Annotated in this window: 18 protein-coding genes; 6 read left to right on the top strand and 12 right to left on the bottom strand. The window is 63.8% G+C overall.

Annotated elements, in window-relative coordinates; all coding sequences use genetic code 11:
• Nucleotides 1–20: 20 nt before the first annotated feature.
• Nucleotides 21–311 (bottom strand): type II toxin-antitoxin system RelE/ParE family toxin, encoded by a 291-nt coding sequence (locus ACR65N_RS18890; protein WP_440458255.1) that lies wholly within the window; start codon nt 309–311, stop codon nt 21–23.
• Nucleotides 308–685 carry a type II toxin-antitoxin system ParD family antitoxin gene (locus ACR65N_RS18895; RefSeq protein WP_440458256.1) on the bottom strand — a complete coding sequence of 126 codons (378 nt, stop codon included), beginning with the start codon at nt 683–685 and terminating at the stop codon, nt 308–310. The genes ACR65N_RS18890 and ACR65N_RS18895 overlap by 4 nt, the downstream gene beginning before the upstream one ends.
• Here ACR65N_RS18895 and ACR65N_RS18900 point away from each other — a divergent pair.
• The gene (locus ACR65N_RS18900) at nt 678–1,532 is read left to right on the top strand and encodes an SDR family NAD(P)-dependent oxidoreductase (protein WP_440458257.1); all 855 of its coding nucleotides are present in this window, start codon (nt 678–680) and stop codon (nt 1,530–1,532) included. The two genes, ACR65N_RS18895 and ACR65N_RS18900, sit on opposite strands and share 8 nt — an antisense overlap.
• Nucleotides 1,533–1,636: 104 nt before the next feature.
• Nucleotides 1,637–2,278, top strand: coding sequence for a LysE family translocator (locus ACR65N_RS18905; RefSeq protein WP_430307594.1), 642 nt, complete (start codon nt 1,637–1,639; stop codon nt 2,276–2,278).
• Nucleotides 2,279–2,294: 16 nt separating this feature from the next.
• On the opposite strand, the gene tenA is transcribed toward ACR65N_RS18905, so the two are convergent.
• From tenA to ACR65N_RS18940, 7 genes are all read right to left on the bottom strand, one after another.
• Complete coding sequence (gene tenA / locus ACR65N_RS18910; RefSeq protein ID WP_440458258.1) at nt 2,295–2,957, bottom strand: thiaminase II; 663 nt, start codon at nt 2,955–2,957, stop codon at nt 2,295–2,297.
• A 5-nt stretch (nt 2,958–2,962) separates the two neighbouring features.
• A complete protein-coding gene (gene rlmN, locus ACR65N_RS18915) occupies nt 2,963–4,204 on the bottom strand; it encodes a dual-specificity RNA methyltransferase RlmN (RefSeq protein ID WP_430307596.1) in 1,242 nt (413 codons plus the stop codon).
• 246 nt (nt 4,205–4,450) lie between these two features.
• Nucleotides 4,451–4,960, bottom strand: coding sequence for an invasion associated locus B family protein (locus ACR65N_RS18920; RefSeq protein WP_430307597.1), 510 nt, complete (start codon nt 4,958–4,960; stop codon nt 4,451–4,453).
• 231 nt (nt 4,961–5,191) lie between these two features.
• Complete coding sequence (locus ACR65N_RS18925; protein WP_430307598.1) at nt 5,192–5,596, bottom strand: YkvA family protein; 405 nt, start codon at nt 5,594–5,596, stop codon at nt 5,192–5,194.
• A gap of 63 nt (nt 5,597–5,659) precedes the next feature.
• Entirely contained in the window at nt 5,660–5,959 is a 300-nt protein-coding gene (locus ACR65N_RS18930) for a 4a-hydroxytetrahydrobiopterin dehydratase (RefSeq protein ID WP_440458259.1), read from the bottom strand.
• A gap of 25 nt (nt 5,960–5,984) precedes the next feature.
• Nucleotides 5,985–6,572 (bottom strand): RNA 2',3'-cyclic phosphodiesterase, encoded by a 588-nt coding sequence (gene thpR, locus ACR65N_RS18935; protein ID WP_440458260.1) that lies wholly within the window; start codon nt 6,570–6,572, stop codon nt 5,985–5,987.
• Between the two features lie 88 nt (nt 6,573–6,660).
• Nucleotides 6,661–7,305: an arylesterase gene (locus ACR65N_RS18940; protein WP_440458261.1), complete on the bottom strand. Its 645-nt coding sequence runs from the start codon at nt 7,303–7,305 to the stop codon at nt 6,661–6,663.
• An 88-nt stretch (nt 7,306–7,393) separates the two neighbouring features.
• On the opposite strand from ACR65N_RS18940, the gene ACR65N_RS18945 reads away from it, so the two are divergent.
• The 4 genes from ACR65N_RS18945 to ACR65N_RS18960 all read left to right on the top strand — a co-directional run bounded on the left by ACR65N_RS18945 (nt 7,394) and on the right by ACR65N_RS18960 (nt 12,285).
• Nucleotides 7,394–8,104, top strand: coding sequence for an ABC transporter ATP-binding protein (locus tag ACR65N_RS18945; protein ID WP_430307602.1), 711 nt, complete (start codon nt 7,394–7,396; stop codon nt 8,102–8,104).
• Nucleotides 8,101–10,647 (top strand): ABC transporter permease, encoded by a 2,547-nt coding sequence (locus ACR65N_RS18950; RefSeq protein WP_440458262.1) that lies wholly within the window; start codon nt 8,101–8,103, stop codon nt 10,645–10,647. The genes ACR65N_RS18945 and ACR65N_RS18950 overlap by 4 nt, the downstream gene beginning before the upstream one ends.
• 207 nt (nt 10,648–10,854) lie before the next feature.
• Entirely contained in the window at nt 10,855–11,601 is a 747-nt protein-coding gene (locus tag ACR65N_RS18955; RefSeq protein ID WP_430307604.1) for a Bax inhibitor-1/YccA family protein, read from the top strand.
• A 132-nt stretch (nt 11,602–11,733) separates the two neighbouring features.
• The gene (locus ACR65N_RS18960; protein ID WP_440458263.1) at nt 11,734–12,285 is read left to right on the top strand and encodes a GNAT family N-acetyltransferase; all 552 of its coding nucleotides are present in this window, start codon (nt 11,734–11,736) and stop codon (nt 12,283–12,285) included.
• A 42-nt stretch (nt 12,286–12,327) separates the two neighbouring features.
• Here the strand turns inward: ACR65N_RS18960 and ACR65N_RS18965 are convergent, their stop codons facing one another.
• The 3 genes from ACR65N_RS18965 to acnA form a co-directional block, all read right to left on the bottom strand.
• Complete coding sequence (locus tag ACR65N_RS18965) at nt 12,328–12,714, bottom strand: DUF2794 domain-containing protein (RefSeq protein ID WP_440458264.1); 387 nt, start codon at nt 12,712–12,714, stop codon at nt 12,328–12,330.
• A 335-nt stretch (nt 12,715–13,049) separates the two neighbouring features.
• Nucleotides 13,050–13,766 carry a DUF1223 domain-containing protein gene (locus ACR65N_RS18970; protein ID WP_430307757.1) on the bottom strand — a complete coding sequence of 239 codons (717 nt, stop codon included), beginning with the start codon at nt 13,764–13,766 and terminating at the stop codon, nt 13,050–13,052.
• Between the two features lie 236 nt (nt 13,767–14,002).
• On the bottom strand, nt 14,003–16,696 hold the full coding sequence (gene acnA / locus ACR65N_RS18975; protein ID WP_440458265.1) for an aconitate hydratase AcnA: 2,694 nt from the start codon (nt 16,694–16,696) through the stop codon (nt 14,003–14,005).
• Nucleotides 16,697–16,937: the final 241 nt, after the last annotated feature.

The following is a 16,937-nucleotide window of genomic DNA, read 5'->3' on the forward strand; positions in this document are numbered from 1 at the left end:
CAAGGGCGCCGACCCACCCGTCAGAGGTGCCGTGCTACCTGCATTCGGCGGTGAAGGATGCGGATCAAGACGACGGAGCGCGATCGCTCCCGATAAATCAGGTAGTGCGATCGGTAAGACAGAGAGCAGGCACCTTCGCGGATCTCATTGATGGATTTGCCCGATCGTATCCCGCGGCAGACGTCTTGCATAACGCTGCGGATCCCAAAGGTGTAATCCTCTGCCTGATCCTGCCCCCAGCGACCCTCGGTATAGTCGTAGATCTCATTGATATCCGCACTGGCACGCGGTGATATGACCAATGTCTTCATCGCGCGGCATTGCGACGGCGCTTCTCTTCTATGAAGGCATCAAAGTCGAAAGGCTGCGGCTCACCTGATGCCTCGCCTTCCTCGATCGCGGCGCGAAGCTCTTTAAGGGATGCCTCGTCGCTTTCCTTCAGCAGCCGCAGCGCCTCTTCGACAACCTCGCTTTCGGACGCATAGAGACCTTTGTCCACCTGCTGCCTGACGAAGGAGGCCAGGTCCTCATCCACAGTGATCGATGTGATCTCGCCCATCAGGTCGGCTCCCGTTCGCGATACCGTCATGTTGACGGATAGGCGGGATGTTACCATATGCCGCCAAGCCTTCAAACACACCAGAACTTTGAACCGACGCGTCGTCGAGGAGACTTCCATGGCCATCAATCATCCCGCTCTGAAGAAGGACAACGTCGCCGTCGTCACCGGAGCCGCATCCGGGATCGGGCTTGCGGCAGCCAAGCAGTTCGCCCGGCTCGGCATGTGCGTCGTGCTCGTCGACCTCGAAGGCGACAGGCTGGCGGAAGCCTGCCGCACCGTGGCAGCACTTGCCGAGGATGGCGAGACCGACGTCGTGGCGATCGGCACCGACGTGGCGCGGATCGACGAGCTGGAGGCTCTGGAGCGCGCCGTCATCCAGCGCTTCGGCCGCGTGCACGTGCTGATGAACAATGCCGGCATCCAGCCCGGCAGCAGTCTCTTCGGCCCGCAGGCCAACTGGGACAACGTGCTGGCGATCAACCTGATGGGCGTCGTCAACGGCACCCGCACCTTCGCGCCGAACATGATCGGCCATGGCGAGCCGGCGCTGATCATCAATACCGGATCCAAGCAGGGCATCACCACGCCACCCGGCGACCCCGCCTACAACGTCGCAAAGGCCGGCGTGAAGGTCTTTACCGAAGCGCTGCAGCACGAGTTGCGCAACGCAGAGGGCTGCAATGTCACCGCCCATCTGCTGATCCCCGGCTTCGTCTATACCGGGCTGACCGCCAACGGCCGTCCCGAAAAGCCGGCAGCCGCCTGGACGTCCGAACAAACCGTCGACTTCATGATGGAGCGCCTCGAAGGCGGCGACTTCTACATCCTCTGCCCGGACAACGACGTGGACCGGGTGACCGACGAGAAGCGGATCGCCTGGGCCGCCGGCGACATCATCAACAACCGTCCGCCGCTGTCGCGCTGGCACAAGGATTATGCGCAGGTGTTCGCCGATCACCTGAAGCAGTAGCAAGGAGTGACCGGCGCCGCCGCAAGCCGATTGCCGTGGCGCCGGGATTGGCAAGACGGGCGGGTCCGGCTAAACCTCATGCAGCCAACGCTGTCGAGGCCGCCATGGACTTCCTGCCGAACATCGCCACCCTCATCGCCTTTACCGCCGCCGGCATGCTTCTGGCGCTGACGCCAGGGCCGGACATGACCCTGTCGATCAGCCGCGCGCTGGCGCAGGGGCCGAAGCCGGCGCTGTTCGTCGTCGTCGGAACCAGCCTCGGCGTCGTCTGCCACACGCTGCTGGTGGCGTTCGGGATTTCGGCACTCATCACCGCCTCGCCGACGGCCTTCTTCATGCTGAAGACCGGCGGCGCTGCCTATCTTCTGTGGCTGGCGATCCAGGCGATCCGCTACGGTTCGAGCCTGTCGGTAGAGCGGGTCGACCAGGGCGCCAGCAGCGCGCTTGCAAACATCTCGACCGGCTTCTGGGTCAATCTGCTCAACCCGAAGGTCATCATCTTCTTCATGACCTTCCTGCCGCAGTTCGTCACTGCCGGCGATCCGGGCGTCACCCAGAAGCTGATCTTCCTCGGCTTCTACTTCATCGTCATCTGCATGCCGGTGAACATCGGCGCGATCCTGGCAGCCGACAGGCTTGCGGGCTGGCTGCAGGCAAACCCGAAGGTGCTGCGCGGCATCGACTATACCTTCGCCGGCGTGTTTTCGGTCTTTGCCGCAAAGATCTTCCTGACGCAGGCGCGTTAATCAAGGCGCTGCCGGCTCAGCTGAGATCCAGACCCATCTGCCAGAAATCCGCCTCCAGGCGGGTGGCATCGCGGAACACCGTCGACAGGCGCTGCATCCGTGTGTCGTCAACCTCCGACAAGCGATCGTTCAGCCAGTCGAGCTCCGAACGCACCAGCGCCTGATACCCGTCGCCGGCATACATCTCGATCCAGTCCGCATAGGGATTGCCATCGAGACGGGTCGATGGCTGGCTGCCGATCCACACGGCAATCTCGCCGTAGCCGATGATGCACGGCGCCAGCGCCACATGCAGGTCGAGAAGGTCGCCGCTCATGCCGGCATCCAGCACATAGCGCGTATAGGCGAGCGTTGCCCGGGATTCGGCAAGCCCCGCCAGTTCCGTCTCGGGGATGCCCCATGCGGCGCAGTAGCCGATATGCAGGCCGATCTCGACGTCAACGATCGCCTTCAGGCTTTCCAGCCCCTGGCGGATTTCGGACAGATCGCGGCTCTTGTAGACGGCAAGCCCCCAGGCCCGGGCGAACTGGATGAGGAACAGGTAATCCTGGCTGAGGTAATGCCGAAACGACGCCTCCGGCAGCGTGCCGTCGGCGAGCTGGCGCACGAACCGGTGCTCGCAGTAGCTGCGCCACTCGACCGCGTTTTCCGCCTTCAGACGCTCGAACGGCGACGGCATGCGGATCAATCGTCCTCGCCGTGGCCGGCGATCATCATCGCTTCGAAAGCCATCCGTTCGGTCTTGCGCATCCGCTCGGATTCGGACTTCAGCTGACCGCAGGCGGCCAGGATGTCGCGACCGCGCGGCGTGCGGATGGGCGAGGCGTAGCCGGCCTGGTTGATGAAGTCGGCGAACTTTTCGATCGTCGACCAGTCGGAACACTGGTAGTTGGTGCCCGGCCACGGGTTGAACGGAATGAGGTTGATCTTCGCCGGCACGCCCTTCAGCAGCTTGATCAGTTCCTTGGCGTCCTCCAGGCTGTCGTTGACGTCCTTCAGCATCACGTATTCGAAGGTGATGCGGCGGGCGTTCGACAGGCCGGGATAGGTGCGGCAGGCTTCGATCAGCTCCTTCAGCGGATACTTCTTGTTGATCGGCACCAGCATGTCGCGCAACTCGTCGCGCACCGCATGCAGCGAGATCGCCAGCATGACGCCGATCTCGTCGCCGGTGCGGAAGATTTCCGGCACGACGCCGGACGTGGACAGCGTCACGCGGCGCTTCGACAGCGACAGGCCATCGCCATCGGTCGCGATCAGCAGCGCCGTCTTGACGCTCTCGAAATTGTAGAGCGGCTCGCCCATGCCCATCATCACGATGTTGGAGACCTTGCGGCCCTCGGCCGGCATGATCGTCCCTTGCGGCGCCGCGCGATCGGGAAAATCGCCAAGGCGGTCGCGCGCCAGCAGCAGCTGGGCGAGGATTTCCTCGGCGGTCAGGTTGCGCACCAGGCGCTGCGTACCGGTGTGGCAGAAGGAGCAGGTGAGCGAACAGCCGACCTGGCTCGAAATGCACAGCGTGCCGCGGCCTTCCTCCGGGATGTAGACGGTTTCGACCTCGACCGGGCGGCCGGCCCCGCGCGCCGGGAAGCGCAGCAGCCACTTGCGCGTGCCGTCGTTCGACACCTGCTCTTCGACGACCTCCGGCCGGGCGATCGTGAAGTGCTGCTTCAGCACCTCGCGCAAATCCTTGGCAATGTTGACCATCGCGTCGAAATCGGACACGCCGCGCACGTAGAGCCAGTTCCAGATCTGGCTGACGCGCATGCGCACCTGCCGATCCGAGACGCCCTTGTCGCGCAGCGCATCGGCGAGCTCGTCGCGCGTCAGGCCGATCAGCGACGGCTTCTCGGACATCAGCTCCGGGCGCGCCACCAGGGGCTTCTTCACGGTATCCGCCATCACCATGGCTTCGGAAACAGACATGCTCATGATCCCGTTCGAACGGATAGGCGGCGGCGTGAAGACGCCGTTGCGATCCGTGCTGTCTCGTGTGAATGTGCGTCGGCGGCCGGCACTACAGGGGGTCGGACCGCATCTCGTGGCGCCGTTTACCATCAAATCCGCGCCGCGTCACCATCCAAGACGAAAAGGCAGACCTGCACCAGACGGGGGGCCAACGCCAAACGGCCGACACTTGCAGGCCGGCCGCATCGCACATGGGTCATCCGCTTACTTGCAGGATTCGATCTTCTTCAGCGCCTGCGAAACGCCGGCCAGCGAATAGGCATAGTTGGTCGTCGTGCCGCGCAGCGAGGTTGCCTTGACGGTCATGCTGGAGCCCGTCTTCATCGCCGCGACGAGCGCCGGCTCTTCCGCCGCATTCTCCACCCATGCCGCCCGGTCCTTGACGAACAGGACGAAACTGCGCTTGTCGATGGTGACGTTGACCTTGGAATCGGCCTTCATCGTGTAGCCCATCATCGCCTGCGGCTCATAGGAGATGTTCTGGCCGGGCCGCTGCGAGACGATGAAGAAGATATCGCCGTGATCGACCGAGGCCGGTTCCTTGGTGGTCGGCACCGACAGCACGTAGCAGACCGTGCTGTTGCCGGACTTGTACGAATAGGCGCCCCAGTTCTTGAACTGTTCGAGCCGGGTCGGCGAAGGCGCCTGCGCCGCTGCCACGGTGACGCTGGCGAGCAGAAGGGTCGACGCGATGGCAATCTGTCTTGGAAACATTGTGTCCTGCCAGTTTTCTCATTAACGGCTGACCGCGCGGCTAAGCGCCGGGCTTGGTCGCGATCCGTTAGACTTTGACTTAATTCCGGTTACCAAACCGTCAACGACGGCAGGGCGGAGGGCAAGTCAAAGGCAGGATTTCAGTTATCCACGAACGGCGCCTTCACCCCGACCTTGCTCCACAATCTCAATGAAACGAGGATTTGGGCGAGAGTTTGGCCGCAATCCGGCTCAGCCGGCGGCCGGATGGGCTGCGGGATCATTATCGGACGGTTCGGCAAGCGCCAGGTCGGCGGCTTCGTAGTGCCGGTCGTGAATGTGCGACTGGATGAGCCGCAGCGCAGCGGCCAGCACCGCGACGTCATCGGTGAACCCGACGAAGGCAAACATGTCCGGAACGATGTCGATCGGCAGCACGAAATAGCCGAGTGCTGCAAGCAGCACGCCACGCACGCGCGTCGGCGTCCGGCTGTCCATCGCGCAGTAGTAGGCAGCGACGAGATCGCGGCTGAAGGGGACGTAGCGGACGGCGCGTTTCAGCGTCGGCCAGAATTTCGACTGGACCTGCTTTTCCTGCCGGGCCTGGGTCTTCTCGTCGCCGGGGAGAAGAATTTCACCGATTTTCACGTCGTCCATGGCAACCTCCACTCAGCCGCATGCGGCACTCGAACCCGGATATGGTCCCGACAATGCCGAACGTCAATCGCCGCCGGCCGCCTTGTCCATCGCCCTGGCCAGTGCGAAATCGCGCTCGGTCAGGCCGCCACTGTCATGCGTCGTGAGGCGGACCTCGACGGTGGAATAGACGTTCGACCACTCTGGATGATGATCGAGTTTCTCGGCGGCGAGCGCTGCCTGGGTCATGAATCCAAAGGCCTGGCGGAAGCTGCCGAACTTGAATGTCCGCTGCAGCGAGCGCCCATCGTCGGAAACGTTCCAGCGCGGCGAAGCGGCACTCATCTCCGCCACCCGCTCCGGCGTCAGCAGTTCGTCGCGCATCGCGCTCACCTCGCTTGGACCGCCCTCAGCGGCCGATCGATTCCGCATAGTGCTCGGAGGAGCCGTAATCGACGCGGCTTTCCTGAAGGGGAAACACCTCCTCCGTCAGGTAGGGGCCGCCACCGACCGATTCCTTCGAAGACATCAGCACGAAGCGAGCGGCGGTGAACGGCATGGTGTGGAAGTTGCCGCGGCCCGCCAGATAATGGACGACATCCTCGACCCGTGCCGAGCGCAGCCGTGCCAGCGTCACATGCGGCGTGAACCTGCGTGGATCGGGAGTAAGACCGATGCGCTGACAGATCCGTTCGATCTCGGCCTGCAGCGCATTCAGTTCGGGCGACGGAGAGACGCCCGCCCAGATGGAATGCGGCTTCTTGGATCCGAAGGATCCGATACCGCTCAGGCTTAGCTGGATTTCTTCACGGTCGATCCGGTCGAGACGGTTGACGATCTCGTCGGCGGTACGCCCATCCACATCGCCGATGAAACGCAGCGTGATGTGGTAGTTCTCGACATCGATCCATCTCGCGCCGGGTAGACCGCCACGCAGCAGGGACAAGCTCATGGCGGCATTGCGCGGGATTTCGAGGGCGGTGAAAAGTCTCGGCATAGCGAACCTCCTCGAATCTCTTGGCGTAACCTCAACAGCGGACCACGCAACGGTGTTCCGCGCAAGTGGCATTTTCCGCTCTGCAACATTAGTTGGCCGTGGGAAGCCCCTTCAGGAATTGCTCGACCGCCGGCAGCGACTTCTCGACCATCACGCCCACCCCGTCGGCATTCGGGTGCATGCCGTCCTCGAGCTGCAGGCCGCGTTGCGTGACCACGCCATCGAGGAAGAACGGGTAGAGCGGCACGCCATATTTCTCCGCAAGGCTGCCGTAGATCGCGTTGAAGCGGGCACCGTAGTCGCCTCCCATGTTCGGCGGCGCCATCATGCCCATCAGCAGAACCGGGATCTTGCGGTCCTTGAGGCGCGACAGCATGGCATCGAGGTTCTTCTTCGTGTCGTCCGGCGAGACGCCGCGCAGCGCATCGTTGGCGCCAAGCTCGAGGATGACCGCATCCGTGCCGTCCGGCACCGACCAGTCGATGCGTGACAGGCCACCCGCCGTCGTATCGCCGGACACGCCGGCATTGGTGATGGCGACATCGACCCCCTTCGCCTTCAGCGCAGTCTCAAGCTGGGCCGTATAAGACTGCGCCGGCGGCAGCTGATACCCTGCCATCAGGCTGTCGCCGAAACCGACGAGCTGCAATGTTCTGGCCGACGCCCCGGCAGCGGAGGTCATCGCCAATCCGGCAATGACAATCACGTGAAGCAGCGCTGCTTTGAATTTCATCGTGGCTTTCCCTAGATTGATGGGATGTGCCGCACTGCGGCAAACCCGGGTGTTCCGGTCGTCTCCCCCAGATATAGGACGGGTTCTCGTGACTAAAACCATCATCGAGCTCAAGCAGGCCGATCTGACTCTGGGAAGCGCGCCGGCTGCAGTCCATGTCCTGAAGGGGATCGACCTGAAGATTGCCGAGGGCGAGGCGGTCGGCATCGTCGGTCCGTCGGGGTCCGGCAAGTCGACGCTGCTGATGGTGCTGGCCGGTCTCGAGCGGCTCGATAGCGGCGAGATCACCATTCTAGAAACGCCGCTTCACGCGCTCGGCGAGGATGCGCTTGCTGATTTCCGCGGCCGCAACATCGGAATCGTCTTCCAGTCCTTCCACCTGATCGCCAACATGACGGCGCTCGAGAACGTCGCGGTGCCGCTGGAACTCGCCAACATCAAGAACCCGTTCGACATCGCACGCCAGGAACTGACGGCGGTCGGGCTCGGCGAGCGGCTGAACCACTATCCGGGCCAGTTGTCCGGCGGCGAACAGCAGCGCGTGGCGATCGCCCGGGCGCTTGCGCCCTCGCCCGCCGTGCTGATTGCCGACGAGCCGACCGGCAATCTTGACACAGAGACCGGCCGGCAGATCGCCGACCTGCTGTTTGCCAAGCAGGCAGAGCGCGGCACGACGCTGCTGCTGGTGACCCACGACAACGCGCTGGCGGCCCGCTGCTCCAGGCAGGTGCGCGTCCGCTCCGGCGAGATCGCCGACGACGGTACGAGTGCGCGGGCACCGCAGGCGGTTACGGCATGATCGGCCCCCTCTCCTCGCGTTTGTCCATCTCGCTTCGACTGGCGCTGCGCGAACTGCGCGGCGGGCTGTCCGGCTTCTACATCTTCCTCGCTTGCATCGCGCTCGGCACCGGCGCCATCGCCTCGGTCAATTCGGTCTCGCGGGCCATCACCGGCGCCATCGCCTCGCAGGGCCAGACGCTGCTCGCCGGCGACATGCGCTTCGAGCTCGACAATCGCGAGGCGACGCCGGAGGAGCTGGCCTTCCTGCAGCGCTACGGCGAGGTATCCATATCAACCGGCCTGCGCTCGATGGCACGGCTGCCGGACGGATCGCAGCAGGCGCTTGTCGAGGCCAAGGCCGTCGACGAGGCCTACCCGCTCTACGGCAAGGTAACGGCCGATCCGGACCGGCCGCTCTCGCAACTGCTGGGTCGCGACGGCGATGTCTATGGCGCATTGGCAGCACCCCTGCTGCTCGAGCGCCTCGGCATTAAGCCGGGCACCGAACTGTTGCTCGGCAACCTGAAGGTCCGCATCACGGGGACGCTGGTGACGGAGCCGGATGCGATCTCGGAAGGTTTCGGCTTTGCGCCGCGCCTGCTTCTCAGCCGCGAGGCGCTGATCGCCTCCGGCCTGGTGCAGAACGGCAGCCTTGTCGAGCACGCCTATAAGATCAAAGTCGCCGATCCGGCATTGCGCGGCACGCTGGCCACCACCGCCAACCGCGAGCTGCCGTCGGCCGGCTGGTCGATCCGCACGTCCGACCGCGCCGCGCCGTCGCTGACCGAAAATGTTGATCGGTTCTCGCAGTTCCTGACGCTGGTTGGCCTGACGGCGCTGATCGTCGGCGGCGTCGGCGTTGCCAATGCGGTACGCGCCTTCCTCGATGCTAAGCGCACGACGATCGCGACCTTCAAGTGCCTGGGCGCTCCGGCAACCGTCGTGACGCTCATCTATCTCATCCAGATCCTGCTGATCGGCATGGTCGGTATCGTCATCGGCCTGGCGATGGGCGCTGCCGCACCCTTCGTGGCGCTCGGCTTCCTGCGCGACATCCTGCCGGTGCCGGCGGAAGCGACGATCTATCCGGCAGCGCTCGGGATGGCCGCCCTGTTCGGCCTGTTGACCACCTTCGCCTTCGCCATCCTGCCGCTTGGCCATGCGCGGCGGGTGCCGGCAACGGCGCTGTTCCGCGACCAGAGCTTCGACCAGGCCCGCCTGCCCTCCTGGCCCTACCTCCTGGCGGGCTCGGCAGCGCTTGCAGCGCTTGCGGGACTGGCCATCTATGCCGCCGACGACCGCTTCATCGCCGTCGTCTTCCTCGGTGCCGTGGCTGCGGCCTTCGTGCTTCTGCGGCTGGTGGCGGCGGGCATCGCCGCACTGGCGAGACGCAGCCCGCGGGTTAACTCTCCGGCGCTCAGGCTGGCGATCGGCAATATCCACCGTCCGGGTGCGCTCACGCCGTCCGTCGTTCTGTCGCTCGGGCTTGGGCTTGCGCTGCTCGTGACGCTGGCGCTGATCGACGGCAACCTGCGCCGCCAGCTGACCGGCACGATGATGGAGAATGCCCCGAACTTCTTCTTCGTCGACATCCAGGGCAGCGAGCGCGAAGGCTTCGTCGACATCCTGAAGCAGAATTCGCCGCAAGGGACGATCCAGCAGGTGCCGATGCTGCGCGGCCGCATCCTCGCCTTCAACGGCCAGGACGTCAGCCAGATGAACGTGCCGCCCGGCGGACGCTGGGTGCTGCGCGGCGATCGCGGCATCACCTACCAGGAGAAGCCGCCGGAGAATTCGCGGCTGGTCCAGGGCGAGTGGTGGCCGGCCGACTATGCCGGTGAGCCGCTCGTCTCGTTTTCAGCGGAGGAGGCGGAGGAACTTGGCCTGAAGCTCGGCGACACCGTCACCGTCAACGTGCTCGGCCGCAACATCACCGCCAAGATCTCCAACTTCCGGCAAATCGAGTGGGAATCGCTGTCGATCAACTTCGTCATGGTGTTTTCGCCCAATACCTTCCGCGGCGCGCCGCATGCCTGGCTCGCCACGCTGACGGATGCCAATGCGACGCCGGCAGACGAAGGCCGCATCCTGCGCGCCGTCACCAACGCCTATCCGACGATCACCAGCGTGAGGGTCAAGGATGCGCTGGATATCGCCGAACAGCTCGTCGGACAGCTGGCGACCGCCATCCGTGCTGCCGCTGCCGTCGCGCTTGTCGCCTCGGTCCTGGTGCTTGCCGGTGCGCTTGCCTCCGGCAACCGCGCCCGCACCCACGACGCGGTGATCCTGAAGACGCTCGGCGGCACGCGCCGCATGCTGATGCGCGCCTTCAGCTACGAATACATGATCCTCGGCGTCGCCACGGCGATCTTCGCGCTGGCCGCCGGCAGCCTGTCCGCCTGGTTCGTCGTTGCCCGCATCATGAAGCTGCCGGTGACATTCATGCCGGACGTCGCGGTGGTCACGCTGGTCGTGGCACTGGTGCTGACGGTGGGCATCGGCCTTGCCGGCACCTGGCGGATTCTCGGCCAGAAGGCAGGCCCCGTGCTGAGGGAGCTCTGATGCCAGGGCTGCCGCGGCAGTTGCTGGATTAAATTCTTGTCACCTTGGCGAATCGGACGGCAATCAGGGGCGATTCGGGGCTCGGCCACTTGAACCGGATGACCGATGCTCGCATATTCAATCCATGCTTGCTGAGGCTCCGCAGCGGCGCCAGGTGTCCTCGATGACGCCGACACCGTAGACATTCCGGAGCTTTGAGAGGACAAAATGGCTGAACCATACAACTTCCAGAACCGTACGGCACAGCAGCGTGCCCAGACGGGCGTCGAGATCGATGCCGGCCTGCGCGCCTACATGCTGAAGGTCTACAACCTGATGGCGCTGGGCCTGGTGATCACCGGTCTTGCAGCATTCGGGACATGGCAGCTTGCGGTCGACAACGGCCAGCTGACCGCTTTCGGCACGGCTCTCTATGCCAGCCCGCTGAAGTGGGTCGTGATGCTGGCTCCGCTCGGAATGGTGTTCTTCCTGAGCTTCCGCATCAACAAGATGAGCGTTGCCGCCGCCCAGACCACCTTCTGGATCTATGCGGCGCTGATGGGCCTGTCGCTGTCGTCGATCTTCCTGGTCTTCACCGGCCAGAGCATCGTGCAGACCTTCTTCGTCACCGCAGCCTCGTTCGGCGCGCTGTCGCTTTACGGCTACACGACGAAGCGTAACCTGTCGGCCATGGGCTCGTTCCTGATCATGGGCCTGTTCGGCCTGATCATCGCCTCGGTCGTCAACATCTTCCTCGCCTCGTCGGCTCTCGGCTTTGCGATCTCCGCCATGGGCGTGCTGATCTTCGCCGGCCTGACCGCCTTCGACACGCAGAAGATCAAGGAGATGTATCTCGAGGGCGACGAAGTTGCCGTGGTCGGCCGCAAGGCCATCATGGGTGCGCTGACGCTGTACCTCGACTTCGTCAACCTGTTCATGTTCCTGCTGCAGTTCATGGGCAACCGCAACAACTGATCCGGCAGACACCATGACGATTTGCGAAAGGCGGCTCCAGGGCCGCCTTTTTGCTGTCAGGATGAAGGGGCTTGCGGCGCGATTTCGACCGCCGTACTGTCGAAGGCGCCCCGTACCGAACGACAGATCCCGATGCCCTTCACGCTGCGCGACGCCACTCCTGCCGATCTTCCCGCCATCACCGAGATCTACCGCGACAGCGTGCTGAACGGCACCGCGAGCTACGAGATCACGCCACCGGACCAGGCAGAAATGCAGGCCCGCTTCGCCGCCATCGTCGACAAGCGCTACCCTTATATCGCTGCCGTCGACACGGACGGCACCCTGCTCGGCTATGCCTATGCCTCGGCGTTCCGCACGCGACCCGCCTATCGCTGGCTGGTGGAGGATTCGATCTATCTGGCGCCGGAGGCGCGCGGTCGTGGGCTCGGCAAGGCGCTACTGCGGGACCTGATCGAACGGTGCACCGTGCTCGGCTTCCGCCAGATGGCCGCCGTCATCGGTGGCGCGAGCCCTGCCTCCTGCGCCCTGCATGCGGGCCTCGGCTTCGAGATGGTCGGCACGATGAAGGGTACCGGCTTCAAGCACGGACGCTGGCTGGACACGGTGTTCATGCAGCGGGCGCTCGGCGATGGCACGACGTCGGAGCCGGATGCTGGCAGCTATCCGGGATCGCTGTTCTAGCGGCTGGTCCGCCCGGCAAACGGAGATCGCCGGCCGGCCAGGTCAGTCGATCAGCTTCAGGACCTTGTCGAAGACCTTGAGCACCTGCGGCAATTCATGGCCGCGCTTGAGGATCTTTCCATGCGTGTTGATCACGCTGTAGGCGCCCTGCCTGGCTGCAAGCTTCGGATCCTTCTCGATCCGGTAGAGCGGCATCTCGCCGGACCGCTTGAAGACCGAGAACACCGCCTTGTCCTTCAGGTGGTCGATCGCATAGTCCTTCCACTCGCCCTCGCCGACCATTCGCCCGTAGATCCGCAGGATCGCGTCGAGTTCACGCCGGTGGAAAGTCACCGGCAGCGGATCGTGCTTCTGGCGGTACTGGTTGAGTTCGACGACGACACCTTCCGCAGACGGCCCGCACCCGGTTAAATCCGGCTGATCGGTCATCCAAGCTCCCGGGCTTGCAACATTTCCATGACAGTTTGCCTCACCGGCCGCAAAAAGCAACCCGCAGCAGTCCCTGTAACAAGCGTGGCGGTCGGAAGATCCATGGGAGCAGAAGGCAGAGACGCAAACCGTCGAAACTCTCCGCTTTTGGCCTGATTTCGAACAAAAGGCTGCCGGAATCGGCGACCAGAGTAACGGTCATCCAGTTGGCGCCAGGCGCCATATGGTCCGGCCTCGAGTGATGACCTTACCCCCCAGCCCCCCATCGCTCAAGGCCGGACCTTCCTCTGGAGATCCTCCCAAGCATTGCAATCTCGGATTTGCGGCCCTGCGCGTCAGGGGCTCGGATGGCCCTTGCGTCCGACCATGACGACGGCCGCGCCGAGGATTGCCGCCGGTTCGCCGTTGGCGCCGGACGTCTGCAGCAGGATCGCGCAGCCGTCCTTCTTGGTGCTGCCCATGGATTTCGCCGGCAGGGTGATCTTCAGCGCCTTGCCGTCCCACATGCCGACGGTCTGCACGTCATAGACGTTGTGCCAGTATTCCATCTGCTTGCCGCTGTTTTCGCCGCGCAGAACCTCGACCTGTTCCTTCTTGGTGAAGTACGCGACGACGACCTCGGCCCGGCCGGCGCCGGGGCCGATATCGATCGACATCTCGTCGCCCGTCACCTCGACGCCGACGGGAATGGTCATGCCCGTGCCCTTGCCGTTCATCCTGTCGACGGCGCTGTTGATCGCCGACAGGTCCATGCCCTTGACGTGCTCGCGACCGTTGATGATCGCCTGCGGCGTGTAGACACCGCTGCGGCCCATCGAATGGGCGTAGCCGTACTGGCGCTCGGTATTTTCCTTGCTGCTCAGCGTGTCGGCCCAGCCGAGATAGTTCCAGTAATCGACGTGGTAGGAGAGCGCCACGACGTCGCCCTGCTCGACAAGCTTCTTCAGCGCCTGGTCGGCCGGCGGACAGGAGGCACAGCCTTGCGAGGTGAAGAGCTCTACGACGCCTTTCGGGGACCGGATCTCGCCGGCGATCGCCGGGCTGCAGACCATCGCCGCCGCCGCGATCCAGGCGCAGCGTTCGGCAAGCTTCAAGATTGAGGTCAGGAGAGGCATTGGATGTCTTTGTTGCGAGGGAGCATTACGGTCCATGCGTCGAACCTACCTGCCGCCCGCTTCAAGCGGAAGTCACAAGCGGGTGAGACGCAGGGTGCCGGCGGACGGTGCGCAAAGGAAAGCCGCCGGACAAGCCTGTCCGGCGGCCTTTATCATGTCACTTCGGATGCCGCTCAGGCAGCCAGGTCACGCAGAACCGTCTGCAGGATGCCGCCGTTGTTCATGTAGATCACTTCGTCGAGCGTATCGATGCGGCAGAGGATCTTGATCTCCTTCACCGAACCGTCGGCATAGGCAATCTTGGCAGTCATCCACTCGCGCGGCTTGATCTCGCCGTCGAGGCCTTCGATCGTCACCGTCTCGTCGCCCTTGAGGTCGAGGCTCTGCCAGTTGACGCCCTCGTCGAAGACGAACGGTACGACGCCCATGCCGACCAGGTTCGAGCGGTGGATACGCTCGAAGGACTGGGCGATGACGGCGCGTACGCCAAGCAGGTTGGTGCCCTTGGCAGCCCAGTCACGCGACGAACCATTGCCGTATTCGACGCCGGCGAAGATCACCAGCGGCGTGCCCTCGGCCTTGTACTTCATGGCCGCGTCGTAGATCGACATCTCTTCCTTCGACGGATAGTGGACGGTGTAGCCGCCTTCCTTGCCGTTCGGGCCGAGCATGAAGTTGCGGATGCGGATGTTGGCAAACGTGCCGCGCATCATCACTTCGTGGTTGCCGCGGCGCGTGCCGTACTGGTTGAAGTCGGCAACGCCGACGCCGTTCTCCATCAGGTAGGCACCGGCAGGCGATGCGGCCTTGATCGAACCGGCCGGCGAGATGTGGTCGGTGGTGATCTTGTCGCCGAACAGGCCGAGCACGCGGGCGCCGACGATGTTGGAGACGCCCGAGCCGGTCTTGCCCATGCCGACGAAGTAGGGCGGGTTCTGCACGTAGGTCGAGTTGTCGTCCCAGGCATAGGTCTGGCCCGGCGGGATCTGCACGGCCTGCCAGTTTTCGTCGCCCTTGAACACGTCGGCGTACTTGCTCTCGTAGAGTTCGCGGGTGACGTATTTCAGGATGAATTCCTGGATCTCGTGCGAGGTCGGCCAGATGTCCTTGAGGAACACCGGATTGCCGTCCTGATCATGGCCGAGAGGTTCGGTGGTCAGGTCCTTCTGTACCGTACCGGCCAGCGCATAGGCGACGACCAGCGGCGGGGAAGCAAGGTAGTTCGCCTGGACGTCCGGCGAGATGCGGCCTTCGAAGTTGCGGTTGCCCGACAGAACACCGGCCGTGATCAGGCCCTTGTCGTTGATCGTCTTCGAGATCGGTGCCGGCAGCGGGCCGGAATTGCCGATGCAGGTGGTGCAGCCGAAGCCGACCAGGTTGAAGCCCAGCGCATCAAGCGAGGTCTGCAGGCCCGACTTGGCGAGATATTCGCCAACCACCTGGGACCCAGGCGCCAGCGACGTCTTCACCCACGGCGCGGACTTCAGGCCCTTAGCAACCGCGTTGCGGGCCAAGAGGCCGGCGGCGATCAGCACCGACGGGTTGGAGGTGTTGGTGCAGGACGTGATGGCGGCGATCGCCACGTCGCCGTGGCCGATGTCGTAGCCTTCGCCTTCGACGGCGTAGCGGGCATTCAGCTGGCCCGGCTTCTTGTAGTCGTTCTCGAGAGCGGTCGCGAAGTTCGGCGCAATGGTTTCAAGCGCCAGGCGGCCTTCCGGACGCTTGGGGCCCGCCATCGACGGCACGACGTCGCCGAGGTCGAGTTCAAGCGTGTCGGTGAAGACAAGGTTCGAGCCGTCACCGTCGCGCCACATGCCCTGCGCCTTGGAATAGGCTTCGACCAGCGCGATGCGGTCCTTGGTGCGGCCCGACATGGTGAGGTAGTTGATGGTTTCGCCGTCGACGGGGAAGAAGCCGCAGGTGGCGCCGTATTCCGGACCCATGTTGCCGATGGTGGCGCGGTCGGCAAGCGACATCGAGTCGAGGCCGGGGCCGAAGAATTCGACGAACTTCGAGACGACGCCCTTCTTGCGCAGCATCTGCACGACGGTGAGCACGAGGTCGGTGGCGGTGACGCCTTCCTTGACCTTGCCGGTCAGCTTGAAGCCGATGACTTCCGGCAGCAGCATGGACACCGGCTGGCCGAGCATGGCAGCCTCGGCCTCGATGCCGCCGACGCCCCAGCCGAGAACGCCAAGTCCGTTGATCATCGTCGTGTGGCTGTCGGTGCCGACGCAGGTATCCGGATAGGCAACCGTTTCGCCGTCCTCTTCCTTGGTCCAGACCGTCTGGCCGAGGTATTCCAGATTGACCTGGTGACAGATGCCGGTGCCGGGGGGCACGACGCGGAAGTTCTTGAACGCCTGCTGGCCCCACTTGAGGAAGCGGTAGCGCTCGCCGTTGCGCTCGTATTCGAGCTCGACGTTGCGGGCAAAGGCGGTCGGCGTGCCGAACTCGTCGACGATGACCGAGTGGTCGATGACCAGGTCGACGGGAACCAGCGGGTTGATCTTTTCCGGATCGCCGCCGAGCGCCACCATGGCGTCACGCATCGCGGCAAGGTCGACGACGGCGGGAACGCCGGTAAAGTCCTGCATAAGAACGCGCGCCGGGCGATAGGCGATCTCGTTCTCGACCTTGCCCTTGTTGCTGAGCCACGCGGCCACCGCCAGGATGTGATCCTTGGTGACCGACTGACCGTCTTCGAAACGCAGCAGGTTTTCCAGCAGCACCTTCATCGAGAAGGGCAGGTTTGCCACGCCCGGCAGGCCATTGGCTTCCGCCTTCGGCAGGCTGTAATAGACGTAGTCCTTGCCGTCGACGGTCAGGATGGACCGACAATTGAAGCTGTCGAGTGATTTGGACACGGAACATATCCCCGCTGATATAGAGCCAACACGCGCGTGCGGACGCCTATGCACTTCATGCACATCAGGATGCGGGTACGACCATTTCCGCTGTCCGCACGAGAAGATAAAATCCTCAGGTCCGGCGCAATGTGAAAATCACGCCGGCCGCTGGCGTGGTTGCGAAGCTTATAGATAATTTCTAAGAAAGGTTCCAGACAGTGTTTGGGACGATCGTCAGAATTTTTTTCGACAAGCCTCC

Source organism: Rhizobium sp. SAFR-030 (assembly GCF_059415005.1).